Origin of the sequence: Streptomyces varsoviensis, assembly GCF_000718635.1 — a bacterium.
GTDB classification, from domain to species: domain Bacteria; phylum Actinomycetota; class Actinomycetes; order Streptomycetales; family Streptomycetaceae; genus Streptomyces; species Streptomyces varsoviensis.
Map to the genome: position 1 here is coordinate 694,226 of NZ_JOBF01000003.1, position 24,248 is coordinate 718,473.

Consider the following 24,248-nt stretch of genomic DNA (forward strand, 5'->3'; position numbering starts at 1 on the left):
CGTAAAGGAAACTTGCAAGATACACGCGGTGCGTAAGATGCACAGCGCCCGTGCCGTCGCCGCACCACCTGTGCGCTCGACCTTCAGCCGGCACCCGAACAGTTTGGAGGCCGCGCCAGCATGCCCCGGATATCCCCGGCCCACGCCAGGGCCGCCCACGCCAGGGCCACGAAAGCCACCGGGACCACCGCCGGGACCACCGAGTCCCCTGAGGTCCCTGAAGCCCCCGGGACCGCCACCGGCACCGCGCCGGCCGGCGGTCCGCACGGCGAGCAGCCCGAGGTGGGCGGCGGGTTCGTGACGGTGCTCGCGTTCTGCGGCATCGTCGTCTCGGTCATGCAGACGCTCGTCGTCCCGCTCATCGCGGACCTGCCGAAGCTGCTGCACACCACGACGTCCAACGCTTCCTGGGTGATCACCGCGACCCTCCTCGCCGGCGCCGTCGCCACCCCCGTGATGGGGCGGCTCGGCGACATGTTCGGCAAGCGGCGCATGCTCATCGTCGCCCTGGGCCTGCTCGTCGTCGGCTCGCTGATCTGCGCGCTCACCTCCGAGCTGGTCCTCATGGTGATCGGCCGGGCCGTCCAGGGCGGCGCGATGGGCGCGATCCCGCTGGGCATCAGCATCATGCGCGACGAACTGCCGCCGAAGCGGCTCGGCTCCGCCATGGCGCTGATGAGCTCGTCGCTCGGGATCGGCGGTGCGCTGGGGATGCCCGCCGCCGCGTTCGTCGCCCAGCACAGCAACTGGCACGTCCTGTTCTTCGGCTCGGCCGGGCTCGGGCTGATCGCGATCTTCCTGGTCCTGCTGGCCGTGCCCGAGTCGGCGCTGCGCGCACCCGGCCGCTTCGACCTCGTCGGCGCCGTCGGCCTCTCAGCCGGTCTGGTCGCCCTGCTGCTGCCCATCACCAAGGGCAGCGACTGGGGCTGGGGCAGCCCCGTCACGCTCGGGCTGCTGGTCGCGGCCGTCGTGCTCCTGGTCGGCTGGGGCTTCCTCGAACTGCGCACCACCAATCCCCTGGTGGACCTGCGCACCACCGCCCGCCGCCAGGTGCTGCTGACCAACCTCGCCTCGATCCTGGTCGGTTTCTCCTACTACGCGATGTCGCTGGTCCTCCCCCAGTTGCTGGAACTGCCCAAGGCCACCGGGTACGGCCTCGGCCAGTCCATGGTCGTCGCGGGGCTGTGCGTCGCCCCGATGGGCGCGGCGATGATGCTCGTGTCGCCGCTGTCCGCCCGTATCAACACGACCCGGGGGCCGAAGGTCTCGCTGATGCTGGGGCTCGTCGTGATCGGCGCGGGGTACGGCGGCGGCATGGCGATGCTGACCTCCGTCTGGCAGATCGCCGTCATCTCCGCCGTCATCGGTACGGGCGTGGGGATCGCGTACTCCGCGATGCCGACGCTCATCATCAGCGCCGTACCGGCCGGGGAGACCGGCGCGGCCAACGGCCTCAACACCCTGATGCGGTCGATCGGAACGTCCACGTCCAGCGCCGTGGTGGGCGTGATCCTGGCCCGCCAGACGACGCGCCTGGGCACAGTCGACCTGCCGAACATGACGGGGTTCCGGACGGCCTTCGCCGTCGCCTGCGCCGCCACCGTCCTCGGACTGCTGATCGCCTTCTTCCTGCCCGCCCGGCGCGCGGCGGCGGTATCGGCGGCCGCGCACACGGACGACCCGATCGAGGCGGCGGTCCCCGCGGAGGCGGTCGGCGACGCGGCGGCCCCGGGACCCACGGCACACCTGGGCGAAACGGCTCACCCGGGAGGCGCCCTAACTCCCGGAGACGCGGCGGTGCCCCCCGGAGAGGCGGTGGCCGACGCCGTTCCCGCGACGGCCGGCCCCGCCATCCACGGCCGGGTCCTCGGCCCCGACGGCGCGCCCGTGGCGGGGGCGGCGGTCACGCTGATCGACACGGCGGGCCGTCAGCTCGGCCGTACGGTCAGCGGCAGCGACGGCCGGTATGGCGTGCGCGCCCCCGAGGCCGGCTCCTTCGTCGTCATCGGCTCGGCCGCGGGGCTGCGGCCGCGGGCCACGACCGTGCCGGTGACCGACGCTCCCGTGGCGTGCGAGCTGCGGCTGGACGGTGGGGACGGGGTGACCGGGACCGTACGGGCCGAGGGCGGGCCGGTGCTGGCGGGGGCGGTGGTCACGGCGACCGACGCCCGCGGCGAGGTGGCGGCCTCGGCGGTGACAGGCCCCGAGGGCGCCTACAGCCTGCCGCGCCTGGCCCCCGGCCCGTACGCGCTGACGGTCTCGGCCGCCGGCCACCGCCCGTACGCCGTCCAGATCGAGTGCGCCGACGGCCCGGCGCGGCGGATCGACGTCGAGCTGGGCTCCGCGGTCACGGTCCGCGGCACCGTACGGGACCGGGGCGGGCGCCCCCTGGAGGACGCCCGGGTGTCCCTGCTCGACGCGGCGGGCGACATCGTCGCGCGGTGTGTGACGGACGACCGCGGCGGCTTCGCCTTCACCGACCTCGCCGACGGCCAGTACACGGTGCTGACCGCCGGCTACGCCCCCGCCACCACCCCGGTCACCCTCGCCACCGGCCCGGACCCGGCCGCCGTCTGTCAGGTGGACTTCCTGCTGACCCACGGCTGACTGCTGACCCACGGCTGACCGCTGCCCCACGCCTGATCACCGGCCCATGGCCGACCGCTGACCCACGAATGGCGGACCGGCCCGAAGTCCCTCCCGCCTCCCCCGACTCACCCGCCCCACCCCTCACCAGCCTTGTTCCCGGCGTCGCGCCGGGGCAGTAGCGTCGGGGCATGGCTGACGCACACCGGTCCGTTGCGGACACGTCCCCCGAGGAGCCCGACGCGGGGCGGGGGGCCGCGCCCAGAGCCTGGGGGTGGGTGTTCGGGGCGCGGGAGGTGGACGAGCCGGAGCACGGGCCGGCTCTCTACACCGACTTCGAGAAGGACTGGGACGCGCAGCTCGCGCTGATCCACCGGTGGGCCGAGCGGAACGGGTACGCCCGCCCGGGGTACGACATGTGGTCCGTGCTGCGCCCGTCCGGGCGGATCGCGTCGTTCCTGCGGAGCGAGGGCATCCGGGTACTGGTCATTCCGGGCGCGGGCATCCGCGACCGGATGCGGGACACCTGGGAGGACTGGCCGCGCACCATGGCCGAGTTGGAGTCGGCGGGCGTCGTCGTGGAGATCGCCGACTAGGGCGCTTCCGACGAATCCCGCGGCGTGGCGACGCCCGCCCGCCGTCGCCCCTCAGCTCGGCGCCGGAAGGATCTGCCGGGCCACCTTCCCCGGGTGGCGCGGGTTGTTGCGCCACTCGCGCGGATAGCCGATCGAGACCTCCACGAAGCGGACGCCGTTGTAGTACGTGGTGCGCGGGATGTGCAGGTGCCCGTACACGACGGCCGCGGCCCGGAAACGGGTGTGCCAGTCGGCGGTGAGCTCCGTGCCGCACCACTGGGCGAACTCGGGGTAGCGCAGCACGTCGGTGGGGTGGCGTACCAGCGGGAAGTGGTTGACCAGGACGGTCGGCAACTCCGGATCGACGGCGGCGAGCCGGCGCTCGGTCTCGGCGACGCGGGCGCGGCACCAGGCGTCGCGGGTGGGGTACGGGTCGGGGTGCAGCAGCATCTCGTCGGTGCACACGACCCCGGCGTCGTACGCCTGGGCCAGGGACTGCTCCTTGGTGGCCGCCGTGGAGGTGCGGAACGTGTAGTCGTACAGCACGAAGAGCGGGGCGACGACGACCGGGCCGCCGGGGCCGGACCACACCGGATAGGGGTCCTCCGGGGTGTGCACGCCGAGGCCGCGGCAGACCTCCACGAGACGGCGGTAGCGGGCCTCGCCGCGCAGTTGGACGGGGTCCTTGGGGACGGTCCACAGTTCGTGGTTGCCGGGCGCCCAGACGACCTGGGCGTACCGCTCGCTCAGCGTCTTCAGCGACCATTCGATGTCGGCGAGCCGCTCGCCGACGTCACCCGCGACGATCAGCCAGTCGGCGGGGTCGTCGGGGCGCAACTCCTCGACGATGCGCCGGTTGTCCTCGTGCACGACGTGCAGATCACTGATGCCCATGAGCTTTCCTTGACGCATCAGCCGAGAGTACGTCGGCGGCTCGCCCAGCAGTACCCCTGATCTCCGGGCCTGCCGGCCCGCCGCCGGCTCCCATCCGCTCCCCTGGTACGTCTGCCCCCGCCCGGGCGGCGACGGCCTCCCTACCACGTCCGCTCCCCGAGCGCGCCCCCTCTGCGGGCCGCGCCCTATACAGCGCCCGCGCCCGCCGCTACAACGAATGAGGGCCCGGTAGCACCGACGACCCCATCCGCCAACGACCTCCGGGCCCGCGGAGGCAGCGATGCGCAGGATCGCGATCGTCGGGGCCGGGCAGGCCGGGCTGCAACTGGCCCTGGGGCTACGGTCCGAGGGCTACGAGGTGACGGTGGTGTCGGCCCGTACGGCCGAGGAGATCCGCTCCGGTCAGGTGCTGTCCACGCAGGTGATGTTCGGTCCGGCGCTCGCCCTGGAGCGGGCGGCCGGGCTGCACCTGTGGGAGGAACAGGCGCCCTGGATCGACGGGTTGGACCTCTGTTACGCGGCCGAGCCCGGCACGCCGACGCTCTCCTTCTCGGCGCCGTTCGACGGGGCCGCCCAGTCGGTGGACCAGCGGCTGAAGATGGCGGGCTGGCTGGAGCTCTTCGAGGAGCGCGGCGGGCGCGTCGAGCACCGCGCGGTCCCGGCCGACGGCCTCGGCCCGCTCGCCGCCGAGTACGACCTCACGCTCGTCGCCGCCGGCCGGGGCGGCCTCGCGGAGGTCTTCACGCGCGATGAGCGGCACAGCCCGTACGAAGCGCCGCAGCGCACGCTGGCCTGCGTCTACCTGCACGGAGTGACGGCCCCGGAGCGACACCCGGACGCCGTGGGCCCGCGGATGCGGGTGCTGGCGACGCCGGGGGCGGGCGAGTGCATCGTGATGCCCGCGCTCACCCTCAGCGGCCCGTGCGACATCCTGCTGTGGGAGGCGACGCCGGGCGGGCCGTACGACTGCTGGCAGGACCGGCCCGGGGCCCAGGCGCTCGCCAAGCGGTCGCTGGAGCTGATGCGCACGTACGCGCCCTGGGAGTACGAGCGGTTCGCCGCCGCGGAGCCGACCGACCCGCAGGCGGTCCTGTTCGGCTCCATCACGCCGGCCGTCCGCCACCCGGTCGCCGAGGTCGCGCCCGGCTCGTACGTGCTCGGCATGGCCGACACGGTCGTCGTCAACGACCCGATCGCGGGGCAGGGCGCCAACAACGCGGCGCACTGCGCGGCGAGTTATCTGCGCTCGATCACCGACCACGGCGACCGGCGCTTCGACCGGCCCTGGATGCAGCGCGCCTTCGCGGCGTTCTGGGAGCGGGCGCGGCACGCGTCGGCGTTCAGCAATGCGATGCTCGCGCCGCCGGAGCACGTGGCGCGCGCCCTGAACGCCGCGTCCCGGCACGCCGAGGTGGCCCACCGCTTCGCCAATGTCTACGTCGACCCCTTCGACGCCCCGGAGTGGATCATGGACGCGGACCGCACCGAGGCCTATCTGGCGGCGGTCGGCCGGCCCTGAGCCGCCGGGGGGCGGCCCCGGCCGCCGTACGGTCCCGACCAAGCGGCCCTGAGAAGCGCGAGGTACGCTGGTCAACGGCAGTGACCACCACCGTCCGTGTTTGCGTTCGCATTCACGCGATCGCGCCAACGCGCGGTGGGTGGGCGCCGTCACGGCGGTGGGGCCCGCCGTACCGAACCGCGGCACGGACGCCGCCAACGGTCCCTACTTGCGAAGGAGCGCGTCCGCAGCCGGAGCCACGGCCCGGCCGGACGCCCGGCGAGTAGGAGGCATGCCCATGGGCCAGTCACGGCCCCCGGCGGCGGAAGAGCCCGTCGACCCCGATCTCCCGGACAGTCCGCCGCCCGCGCGGCGCGCCCCGGCGGGCCACGGTCAGTTGCCGGTCGTCTGCGCGGTGTCCGTGGGTGGTGGTATAGGGGCGGCGGCCCGGTACGGGGCGTCCCTGCTGTGGCCCACAGAGGCAAACGCGTTCCCCTGGACGACGTTTTTCGTCAACGTGGCGGGCTGCGCGGCGATCGGCGTCTTCCTGGTGCTGGCCACCGAGGTGTGGGCGGCCCACCGGCTCGTACGGCCCTTCTTCGGGACCGGCGTGCTCGGCGGCTTCACGACCTTCTCCGCCTACGCCGTGGACATCCAGCGCCTGGTGGACGGCGGGCGCGCCGCGACCGGTCTCGGCTATCTGGCCGCCACCCTGGTCGCCGCCCTGGCGGCGGTCTGGGCAACGGCCCGGCTGACCCGCCGCGCGATCGCCTGGAGGACGCGATTGAGCACCGCCACCCGGCTCGACGGCGCGGGCCGCGCGAAGGAACGTAAGGAGCGTCGGGCGTGAACTGGCTGCTGGTCGTCGTCGGGGCCATGGCCGGGGCCCCGCTGCGCTATCTGACCGACCGGAGCGTGCAGCGCCGCCATGACTCGCTCTTCCCCTGGGGGACGTTCACGGTCAACGTGGTGGGCTGCCTGGTGCTGGGGCTGGTGACGGGCGCGGTGGCGGCCGGGGCCGCGCCCTCCGGGGTGCAGGCGCTGCTCGGTACGGGGCTCTGCGGGGCGTTGACGACGTACTCGACGTTCTCGTACGAGACGCTGCGGCTGGCCGAGAGCGGGGCGCGGTTCTTCGCGGCCGCGAACGCCGTGGCGAGTGTGGTCGCCGGGCTCGGGGCCGCCTTCACGGGGGCCGCGCTCGCCCAGGCGCTGTGGGCCTGAACACCCGCACCGGAGACGCGGGCCGCGCTCCTCCAACTTCCGCCCTAAAACGTCCCGTTAACAGGAATTTACCGGCAGAGGTCGGTGAGAAAGGCCACAGGATCGTTTCGCTGCGGTGGGTAGTGAAGCCGTCGCCGACAGGTAGATGGTAGCTACAGGCAACCTCCACTACACCCTCGTGGCGAAAGAAGTTGATCGCTGTGTGTGGCATCACTGGCTGGATCTCCTACCGACGCGACCTGACGGCCCACCAGGAGTCCGTGGACGCGATGACCGAGACGATGTCCTGCCGGGGACCGGACGCCCAGGGCTCGTGGGTCACCCCGCGCGCCGCCCTCGGCCACCGTCGGCTCGCCGTCATCGACCTCCCCGGCGGCGCGCAGCCCATGGAGGCCCGTACCGAGAACGGCACGGTCGCGATGGTCTACTCCGGCGAGGCGTACAACTACGTCGAACTGCGCGACGAGCTGCGCCGCCGCGGCCACCGGTTCGAGACCGACTCCGACACGGAGGTCGTGCTCCGCGGCTACCTGGAGTGGGGCGAAGAGCTGCCCGACAAGCTCAACGGCATGTACGCCTTCGCCATCTGGGACCCGCGGACCGAGAAGCTCGTCATGATCCGCGACCGGATGGGCATCAAGCCCTTCTACTACTACGAGACCGACGACGGCGTCCTGTTCGGCTCCGAGCCCAAGGCGATCCTCGCCAACCCGCTGGCCTCCCCCGTCGTCGGCGCGGACGGGCTGCGGGAGATCTTCTCCTTCACCAAGAGCCCCGGCTTCGCCATCTGGGAGGGGATGCGCGAACTGCGCCCCGGCCACCTGGCCGTACTCGACCGGGGTGGGCTGCGCGAGCGCGCCTACTGGAAGCTGGAGGCCACCGAGCACACCGACAGCCAGGAGGCCACGGTCGCGCACGTGCGCGAGCTGCTGGAGGACATCGTCGCCCGGCAGCTCGTGGCCGACGTGCCGCGCTGCTCCCTGCTCTCCGGCGGCCTCGACTCGTCCGCGATGACCGCGCTCGCCGCCAAGCAGCTCGCCGAGCGGGGCGAGACCGTGCGCAGCTTCGCCGTCGACTTCCCCGACCAGTCCGAGAACTTCCGCGCCGAGGACATCGCCCCGACGCAGGACACGCCCTTCGTGCACGCCGTCAAGGACCATGTGCGCTGCGACCACAGCGACATCGTGCTGGACGGCACGGCGCTGTCCGACCCCGCCGTGCGCCGGGCCGCCGTCGGCGCCCGCGACCTGCCGGTCGGGCTCGGGGACCGCGACAACTCCCTCTACCTGCTGTTCGCCGCGATACGCGAGCAGTCCACGGTGGCGCTCTCGGGCGAGTCGGCGGACGAGGTGTTCGGCGGCTACCCCTGGTTCCACGACGAGCGCGCCGACGCGCACGTCTTCCCGTGGATGGCCAGGGGCTCCATCCTCGACCTCTCGGGCGCCCTGTCCGGCGAACTGACCGCCGGCCTCGGCCTCCAGACCTACCTCGACGACAGCTACTCCTCGGCGGTCGCCGAGGCCCCGCTCAAGGACGGCGAGAGTGGCCACGAGAAGCGGATGCGGCAGGTCTGCTATCTGCACCTGACGCGCATGGTGCAGACGCTGCTCGACCGCAAGGACCGGATGAGCATGGCGGTGGGCCTGGAGGTCCGGGTGCCGTTCTGCGACCACCGGCTCGTCCAGTACGTCTTCAACACCCCCTGGTCGCTGAAGACGTTCGACGGCCGCGAGAAGAGCATCCTGCGCGAGGCGACCCGCGATCTGCTGCCGGACTCCGTCGTCCAGCGCAAGAAGAGCGGCTACCCCGGCAGCTTCGACCCCCGCTACGTCGCCGCCATCCAGTCCCAGACCATGGACCTCCTCGGCTCCGGCCACCCGGCGCTCGACCTGTTCGACCAGGCGTCGGTCCGCGCGGCGGCGACCGCCGACAAGGCGACCATCACCTCCCAGGAACGCACCCGCATGGAGCGCGCCCTCGATGTGGCCACCTGGTTCGACCTGCACAAGCCGGAGATCAAGCTGAACTGACCGGGGAAGCGACAGCGGGGCGGGCGCCCGCCCGCCCCGGCCGGCCCCGCCGTCACTCCCCCACCATGCCCTCCCTGTGCAGGTGCTCCAGCAGTACGCGCCGCAGTTCGCGGGCCGAGCGGGGCGGGGCGACGTCCTTGCGGTGGGCGACGGCGATGGTGCGGCGCATGTCCTCGGCGGGGTCGAAGGGCGTGACGCGCAGGCCCGAGCGGGCCGCCACCATGCCGGGGACGACGGCGAGGCCGAGCCCGGCGCGTACGAACCCCAGCACCGCGTCCATCTCGCCGCCCGCCACCGTGAACGACGGCTCGAACCCCGCGGCCCGGCACGCCGCGATGGTGTATTCGCGCAGGTCGTACCCGCGGCGGAACATGACCATGGGGTGGCCCTGGAGGTCCGCCACGCGCAGCGGCGCGGGGGCGGGCGCCGGGGAGACGTACGAGGAGACGGCGACCAGGTCCTCGCGGAGCAGCTCGGTGGTGGCCAGGGCGGGGGCGCCGCCCGCGAGCGGCGTGATGATGAGGGCGAGGTCGAGCTCGCCGGCGGCCAGGGTGCGTACCAGGTCCTGCGAGCCGCCCTCATCGACGAGCAACTCGATGCCGGGGTAGCGGGCGTGGTACGCGCGCAGCACGTCCGGGACCAGGCTCGCGCAGAGGCTGGGCGGCGCGCCGAGGCGCACCCGGCCGCGCCGTAGCTGGGCGACCTCCTGCACCTCGCGGTGGGCGGTCTCGGTGTCGGCGAGGATCTGGCGGGCCAGCGGCAGCAGGGCTTCGCCGGCGTCGGTGAGGGTGATGTTGCCGCGGGCGCGGTGGAAGAGGTCCGCGCCCAGCTCCCGCTCCAGCGCGCGGATCTGCTGGGAGAGCGACGGCTGGGCCACGTGCAGCCGCTCCGCGGCGTGGGTGAAGTGGCGGGTCTCGGCCACGGCGGCGAAGTAGCGGAGCTGGTGGAGCTGCATGGGTCCAGCATAGAAGCCGCATAGGCATTGCCTATGGAAACGAGCTACGCCATGTCTTGGACGGATCGGGGGCGGCTCCGTAGCGTCGATTTCCATGGCACTGGCGACTCGGCCGGATCGAAGTGATCAACGGCCGCCCCACAAGAATCGGGGGCCTCTGAAGCAACAGGGGGCTCCCAAGAAGCAGGGGGCCCGGAAGGCGTCCCTCGTCCGCTCCGTATGGCGCTCGACCGTCGGCAAGAAGGCCGTGATGGCCGTGACGGGCCTGGCCATGCTGGCGTACCTGGTCGCCCACATGCTGGGCAACCTCAAGATCTTCTTCGGCTCCGGCGACTTCAACGGGTACGCGCACTGGCTGCGCACCATCGGCGAGCCCGTCCTGCACCACGAGTGGTTCCTGTGGCTCGCCCGCGTCGGTCTGGTGGTGGCCGTCGTGCTGCACGCGGTGGCCGCGTACCAGCTCAGCCGCCGCGACATCGCCGCCCGCCCCGCGAAGTACGAGCGCAAGCGGCGGCGCGCGAGCTACGCGACCCGCACGATGCGCTGGGGCGGCATCATCCTCGGCCTGTTCATCGTCTGGCACCTGCTCGACCTGACGACGCTGACCGTCAACCCGCGCGCCGAGGCCGGCCATCCGTACGAGAACGTCGTGGCGTCCTTCCGCACCTGGTACAGCGGCGCCCTCTACATCGTCGCGATGCTCGCCCTCGGCCTGCACATCCGGCACGGCTTCTGGAGCGCCGCCCAGACGCTCGGCGCGGGCAGCGCCCGCCGCGACCGGCTGTTCAAGGCCCTGGCCAATGGCCTGGCCCTCCTCCTCACTTGCGGGTTCATCGCCGTTCCCGTGGCCGTCATGACGGGAGCGGTGAGCTGACATGAGCGACAGCAACGGACACAAGGAAGCTATGGACAGCGCCGGTTTCCCGCCCTACACCGACTACGCCCTCGGCGCGCCCGTCACCGACGCGAAAGCCCCCGACGGGCCGATCGCCGAGCGCTGGGACCGCCGCCGCTTCGAGGCCAAGCTCGTCAACCCAGCCAACCGCCGCAAGCACACCGTCATCGTCGTGGGCACCGGGCTGGCGGGCGGCGCGGCCGGGGCGACGCTGGCCGAACAGGGCTACCACGTCGTGCAGTTCTGCTACCAGGACTCGCCGCGCCGCGCCCACTCCATCGCCGCGCAGGGCGGCATCAACGCCGCCAAGAACTACCGCAACGACGGCGACTCCATCCACCGCCTGTTCTACGACACCGTCAAGGGCGGCGACTTCCGGGCCCGCGAGTCCAACGTCCACCGCCTCGCCCAGGTCTCCGTCGAGATCATCGACCAGTGCGTGGCGCAGGGCGTGCCGTTCGCCCGCGAGTACGGCGGGCTGCTCGACACCCGTTCGTTCGGCGGCGTGCAGGTCTCGCGGACGTTCTACGCGCGCGGCCAGACCGGGCAGCAGCTCCTGCTCGGCGCGTACCAGGCGCTCAGCCGCCAGATCGGCGCGGGCAATGTGGAGCTGCACCCGCGCACGGAGATGCTGGACCTGCTCGTGGTGGCCGGGCGGGCGCGCGGGATCGTCGCCCGGGACCTGGTCACGGGCCGTATCGACACCTACTTCGCGGACGCCGTGGTGCTCGCGTCCGGCGGCTACGGCAACGTCTTCTACCTGTCGACCAACGCCATGAACTCCAACGCCACCGCCGTCTGGCGGGCCCACCGGCGCGGCGCGTACTTCGCCAACCCCTGCTTCACCCAGATCCACCCCACCTGCATCCCGCGCACCGGCGACCACCAGTCCAAGCTGACGCTGATGAGCGAGTCGCTGCGCAACGACGGCCGCATCTGGGTGCCGAAGGCCAAGGGCGACACCCGGCCGGCCGCCGAGATCCCGGAGGACGAGCGCGACTACTATCTGGAGCGGATCTACCCCGCCTTCGGCAACCTCGTGCCGCGCGACATCGCCTCCCGCGCCGCCAAGAACGTCTGCGACGAGGGGCGCGGCGTCGGCCCGGGCGGGCAGGGCGTCTACCTCGACTTCGCGGACGCCATCGCGCGGATGGGCCGCGCGGCCGTCGAGGAGAAGTACGGCAACCTCTTCGACATGTACGAGCGGATCACCGCCGAGAACCCGTACGAGGTGCCGATGCGGATCTATCCCGCCGTGCACTACACGATGGGCGGGCTCTGGGTCGACTACGACCTCCAGACCACCGTGCCCGGCCTCTTCGCGATCGGCGAGGCCAACTTCTCCGACCACGGCGCCAACCGGCTCGGCGCCTCGGCCCTGATGCAGGGCCTGGCCGACGGATACTTCGTGCTGCCGTCCACCATCAACGACTATCTCGCCCGCAACCCGCACCGCGCCGACGAGGAGGGTGTGAACGCCGAGCACCCCGCCGTACAGGAGGCCGTCGCCGACACCGAGGACCGGCTGAACCTGCTGCTGGCCGTCGACGGCGACCGCACCCCCGACTCCTTCCACCGCGAACTCGGCGAGATCATGTGGGAGTACTGCGGCATGGCCCGTACGGACGCGGGGCTGCGCAAGGCGCTCGAACTGATCCCGCGGCTCCGGGAGGAGTTCTGGCGGCGCATCAAGGTGCCGGGCACCGGCGAGGAGTTCAACCAGTCGCTGGAGAAGGCCAACCGGATCGTCGACTACTTCGAACTCGCCGAGCTGATGTGCCTCGACGCGCTGCACCGCGCCGAGTCCTGCGGCGGCCACTTCCGCGAGGAGTCGCAGACCCCGGACGGCGAGGCCGCGCGGCAGGACGAGGCGTTCTCGTACGCGGCGGCCTGGGAGTTCACCGGCACCGGCGCCGCGCCCGTCCTGCACAAGGAAGACCTCGTCTTCGAGTACGTACACCCCACCCAGCGGAGCTACGCATGAAGCTCACCCTGCGCGTCTGGCGCCAGCGCACCCCCGAGGCCGAGGGCGCCATGGCCACCTACGAGGTCGACGGGATCTCCGCCGACATGTCGTTCCTGGAGATGCTCGACACGCTCAACGAGGAGCTGATCCTCGCGGGCGACGACCCCGTCGCCTTCGACCACGACTGCCGCGAGGGCATCTGCGGCGCGTGCAGCCTCGTCATCAACGGCGAGGCGCACGGCCCGGAGCGCACCACCACCTGCCAGCTCCACATGCGGTCCTTCCGGGACGGCGACACGATCGACATCGAGCCGTGGCGCGCCGCCGCCTTCCCCGTCGTACGGGACCTGGTCGTCGACCGTTCCGCCTTCGACCGGGTCATCCAGGCCGGCGGCTACGTCTCCGTGCCGACGGGCGCCGCCCCGGAGGCCCACGCCACGCCCGTACCGAAGGCGGACGCCGATTTCGCCTTCGAGCACGCCGAGTGCATCGGGTGCGGCGCGTGCGTGGCGGCCTGCCCCAACGGGTCGGCGATGCTCTTCACCTCGGCGAAGGTCAACCACCTCAATGTGCTGCCCCAGGGCGCGCCGGAGCGCGAGTCGCGGGTGCTGGACATGGTGGAGGCGATGGACGCGGAGGGGTTCGGCGGCTGCACCAATACCGGCGAGTGCGCCGTCGCCTGCCCCAAGGGGATTCCGCTGCCGTCCATCGCGGCGATGAACCGGGAGTACTTGCGGGCGACGATGCGGGGGCGGTGACGGCGGTTCGTGGTGTCCGGGGCTCCGGTCCTGCACCAGGGCCCCTACGGGACCCGGTACAGGAACTCCCCGATCAGCCCCGGCGTGGCCGCGTCCGCGAAGTCCGCGGCCTCGTCGGCGGACATGTCGCGGACGCGGTAGCCGTCCTCTCCGGCCGCGACGGCGGCCGTCGCCGTGACGAGGCCGGCCCGCCGCGAGAACGGGGTGTCGGTGAAGGTCCAGGCGAGGACGGCGTCGCGGTTCAGGGCGACGGTGTCGCGGCTGAAGGTGCCGGAGCGGATGAGCAGGAGCGGGCCGGTGATCGCGTGCCCGAGCGCGCGGTAGGCGTCGTGGGCCAGCGCCCGTACGACCGGGACGGCCACCAGGGCGAAGCCCGCCGCGCAGTACAGGAGTACGGGCGTGAGCAGCGCGCCCAGTACGGCCAGGGTGAGGGTCACGGGCAGGACGACGCCGAGCAGGCCCCGGAGCGTACGGCGGCGCAGGGCCCGGCGGGGGTGCGGGGTCAGCCGGCGGTCGGCGGGCAGGGCGTCGGGCGCGAGCCCGTCGAGTATGCCGCCGCAGACCCGGACCGCTTCGGCGCGCGTCGCGGGCGGGAGGACGGCGCTGCGCCGGCGGTTCTCGTCGCGGTCGCCGAGGCCGCCGGCCACGGCCCGTACGGTCGCGCCGCCGCCCGCCCGCAGCAGGAGCGGTTCGCGGAGTACGACGCCGCGCAGGCGGGCGCGTTCGATGGCGACGGCGCGGGTGGTCAGCAGGCCGCGGCGGACGCCGAGGGTGGCGGAGTCGGTCCATTCCAGGCGGTAGTTCCACCAGTTCTCAAGGTAGAGGACGACGGCGCCGACGCTGCCGACCGCGGCGATCGCGAGGAGGGCGAGCGGGATGGTGAGCCACAGAGCGCTGTCGCCGAAGTCCTCGAAGGCGCGGCGTACGAAGCCGATCCTCCAGGGTTCGAGGCCGACGCCGTGCAGGACGCGGTAGGCGGCGCCGGCCACGGCGAAGACGCCGCCGAAGACCCAGAACGTCAGCGGTGCGAACCGCAGCCGGCGGGGGTCGAAGGAGGCGAGGAGGGGGTCGGTGTGGCGGTCGGCGCCGGCGCGGGCCAGGAGTTCGGCGCGCAGCCGCTCGGCGGCGGGGCGGGAGAGGGCTTCCAGGCGCAGCTCTCCGGCGGAGCCCCCGCCGCCGGAGCCGGCCGTTCCGGCGCGCAGCACGGTCACGCCGAAGAGCCGCTGGACGGGGTTGGCGGTGAGGTCGACGTTGCGGACGCGGTGCAGCGGTACGGCCCGCTGCCGCCGGGTGAACAGGCCGGTGCGCAGCTCGAAGGAGTCGGCGGTGACGCGGTAGCGGGTGCGGCGGTAGGTGATGAGCCCGGCGGCGGTGACGGCGGCGAAGACGGCCGCGATGGCGCCGAGCGTGATCCAGGCGCGGGCGTCGAGCCGGCCCCCGGTGGCGAGCGCGGTGAGGGCGAGGGAGCCGAGCGGCGCGCCGAGCCAGGAGCAGTGCACGGCGAGGGTGCGGGGGTCGAGGGTGCGCCAGGGGGTGTGGTCGTCGGCGGTCACGTGGCGTCTCCCCGTACGAGCTGGGCGACGGCGGTCACGTGGCATCCCCTCGTACGAGCTGGGCGGCGGCGCCGATGCGGTCCGCGAGCGCCTCGGCGTCGGCGGCCCGCAGCCCGGCGATCTTCACGTCGCCCGCGGTGGAGGCGGTGGTGACGGTGACGGTGGCGAGGCCGCAGAGCTGCTGGAGCGGGCCGCGTACGGTGTCGACGGTCTGGACGCGCGAGAGCGGGGCGATGCGCCGCGTGCGCCAGTACCAGCCGGCCGCCGCGTACACGGCCTGCTCCCCCACCTCCCAGGCGTGCACCCGGTAGCGCCACCGCGGCATGGTCCACAGATAGCCGAGGGCGGGCACGACGAGGACGGCGAGGACGAGCGGGGCGAGCCAGGGCAGCGCGCCGGCGAAGAGGAGCGCCGACAGGACGAGCAGGGCGGCCGCCGCGAGCAGCGCCGGGCCGCTGAAGGTGAGCAGGGCCTGGAGGGTCCACCAGCGGCGGGCGCGGGGGTCGACGCGGTGGCGCGGCGGCCGGAGCACGGCCTGTGCGCGGCCCGGTGCGGCCTGGTGGTGCGGTATGGCCTGCTGGTGCGGTGGTGTCCGGCGGTGCGGCGGTGTCCGCCGGGGTGGTGGTGTCTGCGCTGCCATCGTCGTCCCCGTAGCCTTTCCAAGTCGCTTGTATTGCGTTGCCGACAAGCTATAGCAATACGCTTGACTTGCAAATCGACGGAGCGGTGAGAGGACGGCGGGCGCGTGCCCAAGCGGGTGGACCATGACGAACGGCGGCGGCAGATCTCCGAGGCCCTGTGGCGGATCGCCGCCACCCGCGGGCTCGACGGCGCGAGCCTGCGCGATGTCGCCGCCGAGGCCGGCATCTCGCTGGGCCGGCTCCAGCACTACTTCACGAGCAAGGACGAGATGTTCGTCTTCGCGCTCGACTACATCAGCGGCCTCGCCGAGCGGCGCATCCGCGAGCGCGTCCAGGCGCTGCCCGGCACGCCCGCGCCGCGCGACATCCTGCGCCACTGCCTGGTGGAGATGTTGCCCCTGGACGACGAGAGCCGCGCCGGCAACCTCGTGCAGGTCGCCTACTACGCGCGTGCCGTGCACGACGCGCGCACGCGCCGCCACGCCCAGGAGGGCGTCCCCGCGCTACGGGACTTCTTCGCCGCGCAGGTGCGGCACGCCGTCGAGCGCGGCGAGGTCGACCCCGAGCGCGTCCCCGAGGACGAGGCCATGCTGCTGCTCGCGCTGGCCGACGGCCTCACGAGCTTCGCCCTGCTGGACGTGTACGCCCCCGCCGAGGCGCTGCGGCTGATCGACCGGCACCTGGCGGGCCTCTTCTCCTACAACTCCTCGCCGCGCAGCAGCGGTTCGAAGCGCTCGTAGGCGTCGAGGTCGCGGAAGTGCCGGGCGTAGAGGTCGGCGTCGTGGCTCAGGTCCTCGTCCAGCACCGCGGCCACGTCGACGACGGCCCGCAGCCGCCAGCAGATCATCTCGCCGCGCTCGTTGAGGAAGGCCGCCTCGGCGCCGCGGCCGCGCTCCTCGGCACGGAGCCGCGCCGTCGCCTCGTCCGGGGCGTGGATGAGCGCCACGTCCTCCCGGTACAGCGGCCGGCGGCCGGGGCGCTCGGCGGCCGACTCCATCAAAATGATCGCCACGTACATGGCGAGAGGGTCTCACGGGCGCGGCGCGGGAGCGCCCCTCACGTTCGTCGTGCCGCGCGATTGCGGCCGCCCGGCCCGCGGGTCAGGGCGCGCTCCAGCTCGTCCAGGGCGTCCATCAGCAGCTCCGAGCCGCGCACCGCGACGCCCTCGTCGCCCACCCGCGCCCGCCACTTGGCGAGCACGTCGCGCGGCTGCGACCAGTCCAGTTCCCGGCGCTCCCGTACGGCCTCCACGGCGTCCGGCAGCGCGTCGCGCAGCGCCGCCACGAACTCGCCCACGTCCTCGTCGGGCTCGGCGTCCTTGTCCGGTAGATGCGCCTCCATCAGCATGGTCACCCGGCCCATGGTGGTCAGCGCGGTCTCGGCCGAGCGCTCCGCGGAGCGCGAGAGCCCCCGGTGCCGTACGGGCTCCTTCTCGGCCCGCGCCGCGAGCTGCTCCCAGGCGGCGCGGGCCGCCCGGGTGTCGAGCAGCGCCTCCCGGACCCGGCGCGGCGGGCGCGCCGCGGGCTGGGCGAAGAGGCTGAGCACGGCGACGCTGTAACGGCCGCCGGCCTCCAGCCACTCGGCGAGCCGGTCGCGCAGCCGGGGCGTCTCCCAGGCCGGGAAGATCGCGTAGGCGATCAGCGCGAGCACGCCGCCGAGCAGGGTCAGCGCCACGCGCGAGAGCACGGTCTGCGACCACTCGGTGCCGGCGATGCCGAGCAGGAAGACGACGTAGGCGGTGATGCAGGCCGACAGCACGATGTAGCCGGTGCGCAGCAGCAGGTACTGGAGGGTCACGCACACCACGGCGAACAGCGCGCACAGATACATGCCGGGGTGCACGAGCGCCATGACCGCGCCGCCGAGCAGCACGCCCACCAGCGTGCCCATGAAACGCGCGACGCCCCGCGAGTAGGTCTGCGCGAAGTCCGGGCGCATCACCATGACGGAGGCCATCGGCGCCCAGTAGCCGTGCCCCAGCGGCAGGCTGTGGCCCACGACGTAGCCGACGGAGGCGACCGCCGAGACCCGGACCGCGTGCCGGGCGACCGGCGAGCTCCAGCGGGCCTCGCGGTGCAGCGCCCGCAGCGCGACCGGCACGAACCCGGTCATCGTCGTGCGCCGCAGGTGCCGCCGGCCGCCCTCCCCGACCGCGGGGGCGGCGACCTCGACCGGCCCGTCGGTGGAGTCGACGACGTCGCCGACGAGGGCGATGAGCCGCAGCGCGCTGCGGCGGGCCGCGCCGTGCAGCACCGGCCCGGACTCGGGCACCTCCAGGATCTCCAGGGCCTCGGCGGGCAGCCGCAGCGGCTTGCCCCGGCGGATCGCGTGCGCGACCGCGTCCAGTACGGTCGCGGTGGCGCCCAGCAGGTCGCGGGCCCGGTCGCGTTCGGGCCCCTCGGCGGGCGCGCCGACCACCGGGTCGGCGATCGACGCCAGCACCGGCCGGACGCGCTCGGCCAGCCCCCGGTAGCCGCTCAACTGCCGCGGCCGCCGTTTGGCCTGACGGGGCGTCACGGCGGCGGCGCTGCGCGCGTCCATCAGCGGCTGCGGGTCGAAGGGGGCCACCGGGTCGTGCCGGAGCCGGCGCGCGTAGTCGGCCTCGGCGGCCAGCGCGTCGGCGAGCGCGTCGCGCTGGAGGCCCCAGGGTCTTATCGGGAACAGCACGATGAGCGCCGCCTGCACCAGGCCGCCGCAGGCGATCAGGGCCGCGTGCTGGAGCGCGCCGAGCACCGAGGTCGGCAGCGTGACGGTGACCAGCATGACCGCGACGGTCTGCGAGGCGACCAGCCCGGACACCGGGCCGACCGCCCACGCCATGCCGGCCAGCAGCGTCCAGGCGGCGAGCAGCACGGCGAAGGTCACCGGGTGCGCGGCGCACAGATAGCCGAGGAACGTGCTGACCCCCAGCCCGGCCGCGACCGCGAGGGCGAGCACGGGGCGCGGCCGCCAGCTCCGCTGGAAGGTGGCGATGCCGGCCGCGAACGCGCCGAAGGCGGAGGAGACGGCGAGCGCCGGCGAGGCGAACCACAGGGCGCCGCCGATGACGATCGCGACCCCGCACGCGCCGCGGATGGCGACGAGCGGCTCCAGCCTGGTCCGTTCGATCGTGAGCCCGCTACGGGCCGTCTCCTTCAGCGCGCTGGACCAGGTCATGATCCGAGAATACGGCCCCGGTCCAGGCCAACCGGAATTATCACGTCCGCCTCACCGGTCGCTCACGCGGCACTTACAGGGGGGCGGGGCCGTCCGGGGGCGGGCTGTCCGGGGGCGGGTCGCCGGCGGGCGGGACGGCTGCCCCCGTACGTACGGGACAGGGGCGGCTATGCCCGTACGTACGGGAGGCCCGGACCGTACGCGGCCTCGCCGGACGTCACATACGGGGCGTCCGGACCGCACGCGGCCTCACCCGACATCCTCGGCATCGTCCGTATCGTCCGCCTCCTCCTCCGCCGTCACCGCCGAGTCCCACACCGTCTGGAACGCGAGGCGCAGACAGCTCGCCAGCGCGGGGTGCTCGATGTAGAGGGTGGTGGAGGAGGCGGCGCCCGCCACCGGGTCGGGCATGTCGCACAGGACCAGCGAGCCGTCGGCGATGACCAGCTTCAGCGGCAGTTCGGCGGCGAACCGCGCCTCCTCCCCGGCCTCGGCGAAGCTCCGTACGTTCGCCAGCACCGCGGGGTCGGCCAGCGAGCCGGTGGTGTAGACGGCGCGTACGGTGCCGCCCGCGCGGCGCAGCCGCCGGACCGCCTTGATGCCCTCGGCGTTCTCGGCGGGGGCGAGGAGCGGCGGGCGGCAGAAGCTGAGGAGTTCGCGGCGGGCCTGGCGCTGTATGTCGGCGAAGCGCTCGGCGACGGCCTTCGGATCGCGGAGCACGTCGATGTAGTCGAGCGGGTCGGTGCGGGTGCGCCCGTCCGAGAAGATCGGCTGGAGCGCCGCGGCCAGCCCCTCCTTCACGCGTTCCATCCGCTCCAGGGACTCGCGCTGAACGGCCATCAGCCGGGTCAGGGCCAGCTCCGGCGTGACGGCCGAGAACCGGGCCACCCGCCCCGGGCTCGTGGTGGCGAGGCGCCGCCGCACCAGCGCGTCCAGCACGTCGTAGACCCGCTGGCGCGGTACGTCCGCCTCGCGGGCGACCTCGGCCGCGGTGTACGACTCGCGGGCGACCAGGGCGAGATAGACCCGCGCCTCGTACCGCGCGAGCCCGAGCGCGACCAGGTCGCCGACCGATCCCTCGTCCAACTTCATGACAGGACAAGGTATATGCCGAACGTTGCCCCGGAAGGGAAAGGCTTTGCCAGAGTCCGGTAGCCCCTTGGGACAGGTTTTCACTATTTTCAACGGGAGCCACCACTGACCGGGGTGGCACCCCAAGTGAACGCGCGCCAACCAAGGATCCGCGGACGGCCGAGGAAATTTCGGGTTGTCATGCACTTGACATAAGACGGCATCCCATGGCACCGAGGCCGCCCGCCGGACACCCCCCACCCCCACGGAGGGCAGTTCATTGCAGGAGAAGCGAGACAACCGCGTCAGAGCACTGGTGCGCCGCGGCGCACCGGCACTGCTGTCGGCAGCGGCCCTGATCACCGGCGGCATGGCCGCCGCCGCTCCGTCGTCCGCCGCGCCCGCGAGCGCGGCGCGGGACGCGACCCCCGCCGCCGTGCACACGCACCGACTCTGCTCGGAGCCGAAGCACGCCGGTGACATGGCGTGCAACGCGGTGGAGCGGACCGACGTGAAGCAGCACCGGGCGCTCGGCGCGGACGCCGCCCCGTCCGGCTTCGGCCCGAGCGATCTGCGCAGTGCGTACAACCTGCCCACGTCGGGCGGTTCCGGCCAGACGGTGGCGATCATCGACGCGCAGGACGACCCCAAGGCCGAGTCCGACCTGGCGACGTACCGCAAGCAGTACGGGCTGCCCGCCTGCACCACCGCCAACGGCTGCTTCAAGAAGGTCGACCAGAACGGCGGCAAGAACTACCCGGCGCCCGACGCCGGCTGGGCCGGCGAGATCTCCCTCGACGTCGACATGGTCAGCGCGACCTGCCCCTCGTGCCACATCCTGCTGGTCGAGGCCAAGAGCGCGAGCATGGACGACCTGGGCGCGGCCGTGAACCGCGCGGTCAAGATGGGCGCCAAGTACGTCTCCAACAGCTACGGCGGCGGCGAGGACTCCACCGACCCGGCCTCCGACGCCAAGTACTTCAAGCACCCGGGCGTGGCGATCACCGTCAGCTCCGGCGACAGCGGCTACGGCGTCGAGTACCCGGCGTCCTCGCCGTACGTGACGGCCGTCGGCGGCACCTCGCTCCAGCACAGCGGCGGCGGCTCGCGCGGCTGGTCCGAGTCCGCGTGGGGCTCCTCCTTCGGCGGCCAGGGCGCCGGCTCCGGCTGCTCCAAGTACGGCAACAAGCCGTCGTGGCAGAAGGACGACGGCTGCGCCAAGCGGTCCGTCTCCGACGTCTCCGCGGTCGCCGACCCGGCCACCGGCGTCGCCGTCTACAACACCTACCAGGCCAGCGGCTGGAACGTCTTCGGCGGCACCAGCGCCTCCGCCCCCATCATCGCCTCGGTCTACGCCCTCGCGGGCACCCCGGCCTCCGGCGACACCCCGGCCGCGTACCCCTACGCCCACGCCACGTCCCTCAACGACGTGACCACCGGCTCCAACGGCTCCTGCACCCCCGACTACCTGTGCAAGTCCCGCAAGGGCTACGACGGCCCCACCGGCCTCGGCACCCCGAACGGCACAGCGGCCTTCAAGAAGTGACCTTCTGAGCTCGCTTACGGGCCCGGACCGATACCGATCGGTCCGGGCCCGCTCGTACGCCACCGCAATGCCGCCGCGTACCCGTGCGCAGCGCGGGCGGTGCTTGGGTGGGGCGGTATTCGGCGTGGGTGGGTGCGGGTTTCGTCTCGGACCCTCCGGGTCCAAGGCGCCGGCGGCGGGAGGGAGGGGGCGGGCCTGGGGTCGGTGCGCGGCCTGGCGGGTGGGTGCGTGGCCTGACGGGTCGGTGCGCGGCCTGGCGGGTGGGTGCGTGGCTGGGGTTAAGGCCGGCTCCGCTGCGCTGCGCCGCTGGCTGCTGCCGCGAAGTGGCCGTTCTGTCTTCTTCGACTGCGGGTAGGTTTCGGGCCTGCGGCCCACATGAGCCGAGGAAATAGGGCGCGCTGCGCTGCGCCTGGGGGTGCTGGCCGTTGGGATGCGGTTTCCGCCCGTACGAGAGCGGCCCACGGCTGGGGAAAGTCCACTCTGACGGCGAGCGCGCCTGGTATGTCCGATGTGCCAGGTCCGCCGTTCAACAGAGTGCGATTACCGTCCGATTCGGCGACCGGAAAGGGGCTTTTGTCGGGCGGCAACCGCACCCTACCTACCAGTAGCCACCTGCGGAGCGCAGCTTCCCCCACTACAGACAAAACGCGCCCACAGCCGAAGAACCCACCACAACCCCATCGCGGCAGCAGCCAGCGGCGCAGCGCAGCGGAGCCAGCCCTAACCCCAGCCGCGCACCGAGCGGCAGGCAGCAAACCGCCAGCCACCCCGCCCCCTCCCCCTCCGCTGCTGGCGCCTTGGACCCGGAGGGTCCGAGACGAAACCCGCACCCACCCACACCGAATACCGCCCCACCCACCAACAGGGGTGACCCATATATGCACGGAATCGATGACCGGTTTAGGCGGTCAATCCGCCGTGAACTCGTACTGGAGCTCATAGAGATGGCCGGCCATCACCATGACCGTGACCTCGATGGGCCGTTCGTCGTCGCTGTAGACGACGCGCAACGCGCGCAGCACGGGCAGTCCGCCGGGAAGCTTGAGGGCGCGGTACTGCTCTTGGGTGGGAATCCTCGCGGAGACCCGGTCCACGCTCAGCCGCGGCGGGAAGCCGAGTTCGGAGAGGAGCACCGGCGTACCGCCCCTGATCCGGCGCTTCTCCGTGAGAGCCGTACCCCGGGCCAAGGCCACCGGATAGTAGGACCTGACCAGCGCGACCGGCTCGTCGTCGATGGAGAGGAGCTGGTGGCGCAGTAGAGCCGTCTCGCCGTCGACGAGATCCAGGGCGTCCGCGACATCGGCGGGAGGCTAGACCTCCGCCACGTCCAGCAGTGTGCTGCGCGCCGCCCGCGCACCGTGTTTCGTGGCCTCGGTGAGCCAGCGGTAGGCCTCCCCCGCTCGCGCCGGAGCCATGTAGGAGGCGGGACGCATGGTCCGCTGCCGGTGTTCGCGGACGGTGACGGCCGCTCCGGCACGCCCGATGACGAGTTGCTCGTCCTTCAGGAGCTGCAACGCCTTCTGGATGGTGGCGTTGGAGGCGTCGAACCTCGCCTTGAGCTGGGTCGTGGAGGGCAGTTTCGCCCCGGGAGGCAAGTCGCCGCTCATGATCTCGTCCCGGAGATCGGAAGCGATCCGCTCGTGCAGCGAGCGCCGGTCGGGAAAGCCGGTGTCGGTGGGCATGGTCATCCGATCCCCATCTCATAGCGCAGCCGTTGCCGGTGGGCCGGCATCACCATCACGTCGGCCTGGATCGGCCGGTCCTCGCCGTCCAGCGTGACCCTGTCCAGCCGGAGGACCGGTTCGTCCGGGTCCAGGCGCAGGGCTTCGCGCTCCTCCGCGGTGGGCATGCGCGCGGTGACGTCCTCGCGGACCCGTACGCCGACGTGTCCGAGCCCGGCGAGGAAGGTGACGGCCCCGCCGGGGATCTTCCCCTTCTCGGCGAGCCGGGTGCCTCGGGCGATGCTCACCGGGTAATAGGTATCGGTCAACTCGCAGGGTTCGCCGTCGAGTTGAATGACCCGGCGGCGTACGACGACCACGTCCCCGGCGGCCACCCCGAGCAGCGCCGCCACACCCTCCGGCGCCCGCACCTCACCGGCGTGCGTAATGCGCTGACCACCCTTGCCCCCTCGGGCGGCGGCCTCCTCACCCCAGGCATCGGACTGCCCCGCCTGGCGCGGCGTCAGGTATGGCATGGAGGTACTGACCCACGTGCTGTCACTCACGGCGTCCTCCTGCGCGGCTGGAGCGGCTTCGACCTTACTGCTTTACACGGTAAGCGACTCGCTCAGAGTGTCCACCCTGGCCAAACATTGCTGCTTTTCGCGAATAGCGATACGTTACCCGCGTTCGTACAGCCCAGGATCAAGGCGGTGATTCACCGTGCCCCTGTCACGGCAACGACGCTTCCCCCGCTCACTCGTCTCTGTGGGTGCCGCACGCGGCTTCGCTCTCATCACACTCACGGAGTGGGGCATCACCGATCGACGGCACGATGTGCGGCTCTGCGTTTCCGAACTCGCCACCAACGCCCTGCTGCACGGTGTCCCACCGGGACGCGAGTTCAGCCTGCGACTCGTCGCCGACGGTTCACTGCTCCGCGTCGAGGTGCGCGACAGCGGGGGCGGACGGGTGGGAGTGCGGCACTGCGGGGCCGATGAGTGCGGAGGCAGGGGCCTTCGTCTGGTGAAGGCCCTGAGTGACGACTTCGGCGTCACCCCACACGTACCCGGCAAGACCGTCTGGCTCACCTTCAAGACCGACCTCAGCGGCGACGAGGCCCAGTAGGGGGCGGGCACCTACGCCGCCCCAACCGCCGTCGGCGCCCGCCCTCCCGCGTCCGTCGGCCCCCGCGGGCGGTGGGAGGGATCAGAACTCGTCGGTGGTGAACGACGCGTCCGG

20 protein-coding genes and 1 pseudogene are annotated in these 24,248 nt (G+C 72.8%); 12 read left to right on the forward strand and 9 right to left on the reverse strand.

The window, feature by feature from the left end:
- The first annotated feature begins 120 nt into the window (after positions 1–120).
- Together IF55_RS07490 and IF55_RS07495 are read left to right on the forward strand one after the other, a co-directional pair.
- A complete protein-coding gene (locus IF55_RS07490; RefSeq protein ID WP_078643798.1) occupies positions 121–2,607 on the forward strand; it encodes an MFS transporter in 2,487 nt (828 codons plus the stop codon).
- A 170-nt stretch (positions 2,608–2,777) separates the two neighbouring features.
- Complete coding sequence (locus IF55_RS07495) at positions 2,778–3,182, forward strand: hypothetical protein (protein WP_063763907.1); 405 nt, start codon at positions 2,778–2,780, stop codon at positions 3,180–3,182.
- Between the two features lie 51 nt (positions 3,183–3,233).
- On the opposite strand, the gene IF55_RS07500 is transcribed toward IF55_RS07495, so the two are convergent.
- Positions 3,234–4,055 (reverse strand): metallophosphoesterase family protein, encoded by an 822-nt coding sequence (locus IF55_RS07500; protein ID WP_030875616.1) that lies wholly within the window; start codon positions 4,053–4,055, stop codon positions 3,234–3,236.
- Positions 4,056–4,335: 280 nt separating this feature from the next.
- On the opposite strand from IF55_RS07500, the gene IF55_RS07505 reads away from it, so the two are divergent.
- The 4 genes from IF55_RS07505 (at position 4,336) to asnB (ending at position 8,804) form a co-directional block, all read left to right on the forward strand.
- On the forward strand, positions 4,336–5,574 hold the full coding sequence (locus tag IF55_RS07505) for a styrene monooxygenase/indole monooxygenase family protein (protein ID WP_030875613.1): 1,239 nt from the start codon (positions 4,336–4,338) through the stop codon (positions 5,572–5,574).
- Between the two features lie 277 nt (positions 5,575–5,851).
- The gene (locus IF55_RS07510; protein WP_078643800.1) at positions 5,852–6,403 is read left to right on the forward strand and encodes a fluoride efflux transporter FluC; all 552 of its coding nucleotides are present in this window, start codon (positions 5,852–5,854) and stop codon (positions 6,401–6,403) included.
- Positions 6,400–6,774, forward strand: a complete 375-nt coding sequence (gene crcB / locus IF55_RS07515) for a fluoride efflux transporter CrcB (protein WP_030875607.1) — start codon at positions 6,400–6,402, stop codon at positions 6,772–6,774. Before IF55_RS07510 ends, crcB begins: the two co-directional genes overlap by 4 nt.
- Before the next feature lie 200 nt (positions 6,775–6,974).
- Positions 6,975–8,804, forward strand: coding sequence for an asparagine synthase (glutamine-hydrolyzing) (gene asnB, locus IF55_RS07520; protein ID WP_030875602.1), 1,830 nt, complete (start codon positions 6,975–6,977; stop codon positions 8,802–8,804).
- A 52-nt stretch (positions 8,805–8,856) separates the two neighbouring features.
- Here asnB and IF55_RS07525 read toward each other — a convergent pair whose 3' ends face one another.
- On the reverse strand, positions 8,857–9,759 hold the full coding sequence (locus IF55_RS07525; protein ID WP_030875598.1) for a LysR family transcriptional regulator: 903 nt from the start codon (positions 9,757–9,759) through the stop codon (positions 8,857–8,859).
- Positions 9,760–10,009: 250 nt separating this feature from the next.
- On the opposite strand from IF55_RS07525, the gene IF55_RS07530 reads away from it, so the two are divergent.
- From IF55_RS07530 to IF55_RS07540, 3 genes are read left to right on the forward strand one after another with little or no spacing between them, the layout of a single operon-like run.
- Positions 10,010–10,633 (forward strand): succinate dehydrogenase cytochrome b subunit, encoded by a 624-nt coding sequence (locus tag IF55_RS07530; protein ID WP_037962558.1) that lies wholly within the window; start codon positions 10,010–10,012, stop codon positions 10,631–10,633.
- A 31-nt stretch (positions 10,634–10,664) separates the two neighbouring features.
- Complete coding sequence (locus tag IF55_RS07535; protein WP_030875592.1) at positions 10,665–12,638, forward strand: fumarate reductase/succinate dehydrogenase flavoprotein subunit; 1,974 nt, start codon at positions 10,665–10,667, stop codon at positions 12,636–12,638.
- The gene (locus tag IF55_RS07540; RefSeq protein ID WP_030875589.1) at positions 12,635–13,378 is read left to right on the forward strand and encodes a succinate dehydrogenase/fumarate reductase iron-sulfur subunit; all 744 of its coding nucleotides are present in this window, start codon (positions 12,635–12,637) and stop codon (positions 13,376–13,378) included. The genes IF55_RS07535 and IF55_RS07540 overlap by 4 nt, the downstream gene beginning before the upstream one ends.
- 44 nt (positions 13,379–13,422) lie before the next feature.
- Here IF55_RS07540 and IF55_RS07545 read toward each other — a convergent pair whose 3' ends face one another.
- Together IF55_RS07545 and IF55_RS07550 are read right to left on the reverse strand one after the other, a co-directional pair.
- Positions 13,423–14,976, reverse strand: coding sequence for a PH domain-containing protein (locus IF55_RS07545; protein ID WP_078643802.1), 1,554 nt, complete (start codon positions 14,974–14,976; stop codon positions 13,423–13,425).
- Positions 14,966–15,571 (reverse strand): PH domain-containing protein, encoded by a 606-nt coding sequence (locus IF55_RS07550; protein WP_078643805.1) that lies wholly within the window; start codon positions 15,569–15,571, stop codon positions 14,966–14,968. Before IF55_RS07550 ends, IF55_RS07545 begins: the two co-directional genes overlap by 11 nt.
- Positions 15,572–15,676: 105 nt before the next feature.
- Between IF55_RS07550 and IF55_RS07555 the strand changes: the two genes are divergently transcribed.
- Positions 15,677–16,312 carry a TetR/AcrR family transcriptional regulator gene (locus IF55_RS07555; protein WP_030875580.1) on the forward strand — a complete coding sequence of 212 codons (636 nt, stop codon included), beginning with the start codon at positions 15,677–15,679 and terminating at the stop codon, positions 16,310–16,312.
- On the opposite strand, the gene IF55_RS07560 is transcribed toward IF55_RS07555, so the two are convergent.
- The 3 genes from IF55_RS07560 to IF55_RS07570 form a co-directional block, all read right to left on the reverse strand.
- Positions 16,270–16,590: a DUF4288 domain-containing protein gene (locus tag IF55_RS07560; protein ID WP_030875578.1), complete on the reverse strand. Its 321-nt coding sequence runs from the start codon at positions 16,588–16,590 to the stop codon at positions 16,270–16,272. The genes IF55_RS07555 and IF55_RS07560 overlap by 43 nt on opposite strands.
- A 38-nt stretch (positions 16,591–16,628) precedes the next feature.
- On the reverse strand, positions 16,629–18,728 hold the full coding sequence (locus tag IF55_RS07565; RefSeq protein WP_030875575.1) for an FUSC family protein: 2,100 nt from the start codon (positions 18,726–18,728) through the stop codon (positions 16,629–16,631).
- A 249-nt stretch (positions 18,729–18,977) separates the two neighbouring features.
- Positions 18,978–19,820, reverse strand: a complete 843-nt coding sequence (locus IF55_RS07570; RefSeq protein WP_030875572.1) for a TrmB family transcriptional regulator — start codon at positions 19,818–19,820, stop codon at positions 18,978–18,980.
- Between the two features lie 349 nt (positions 19,821–20,169).
- Here IF55_RS07570 and IF55_RS07575 point away from each other — a divergent pair, with 349 nt between their 5' ends.
- Positions 20,170–21,345, forward strand: coding sequence for a S53 family peptidase (locus tag IF55_RS07575; RefSeq protein WP_245661107.1), 1,176 nt, complete (start codon positions 20,170–20,172; stop codon positions 21,343–21,345).
- A 908-nt stretch (positions 21,346–22,253) separates the two neighbouring features.
- On the opposite strand, the pseudogene IF55_RS07580 reads toward IF55_RS07575, so the two are convergent.
- Positions 22,254–23,033: pseudogene (locus tag IF55_RS07580) on the reverse strand (GntR family transcriptional regulator).
- Positions 23,030–23,572 carry a UTRA domain-containing protein gene (locus IF55_RS07585; protein ID WP_030875566.1) on the reverse strand — a complete coding sequence of 181 codons (543 nt, stop codon included), beginning with the start codon at positions 23,570–23,572 and terminating at the stop codon, positions 23,030–23,032. Before IF55_RS07585 ends, IF55_RS07580 begins: the two are co-directional and overlap by 4 nt.
- 157 nt (positions 23,573–23,729) lie before the next feature.
- Between IF55_RS07585 and IF55_RS07590 the strand changes: the two genes are divergently transcribed.
- Complete coding sequence (locus IF55_RS07590; protein ID WP_030875564.1) at positions 23,730–24,134, forward strand: ATP-binding protein; 405 nt, start codon at positions 23,730–23,732, stop codon at positions 24,132–24,134.
- Positions 24,135–24,248: the final 114 nt, after the last annotated feature.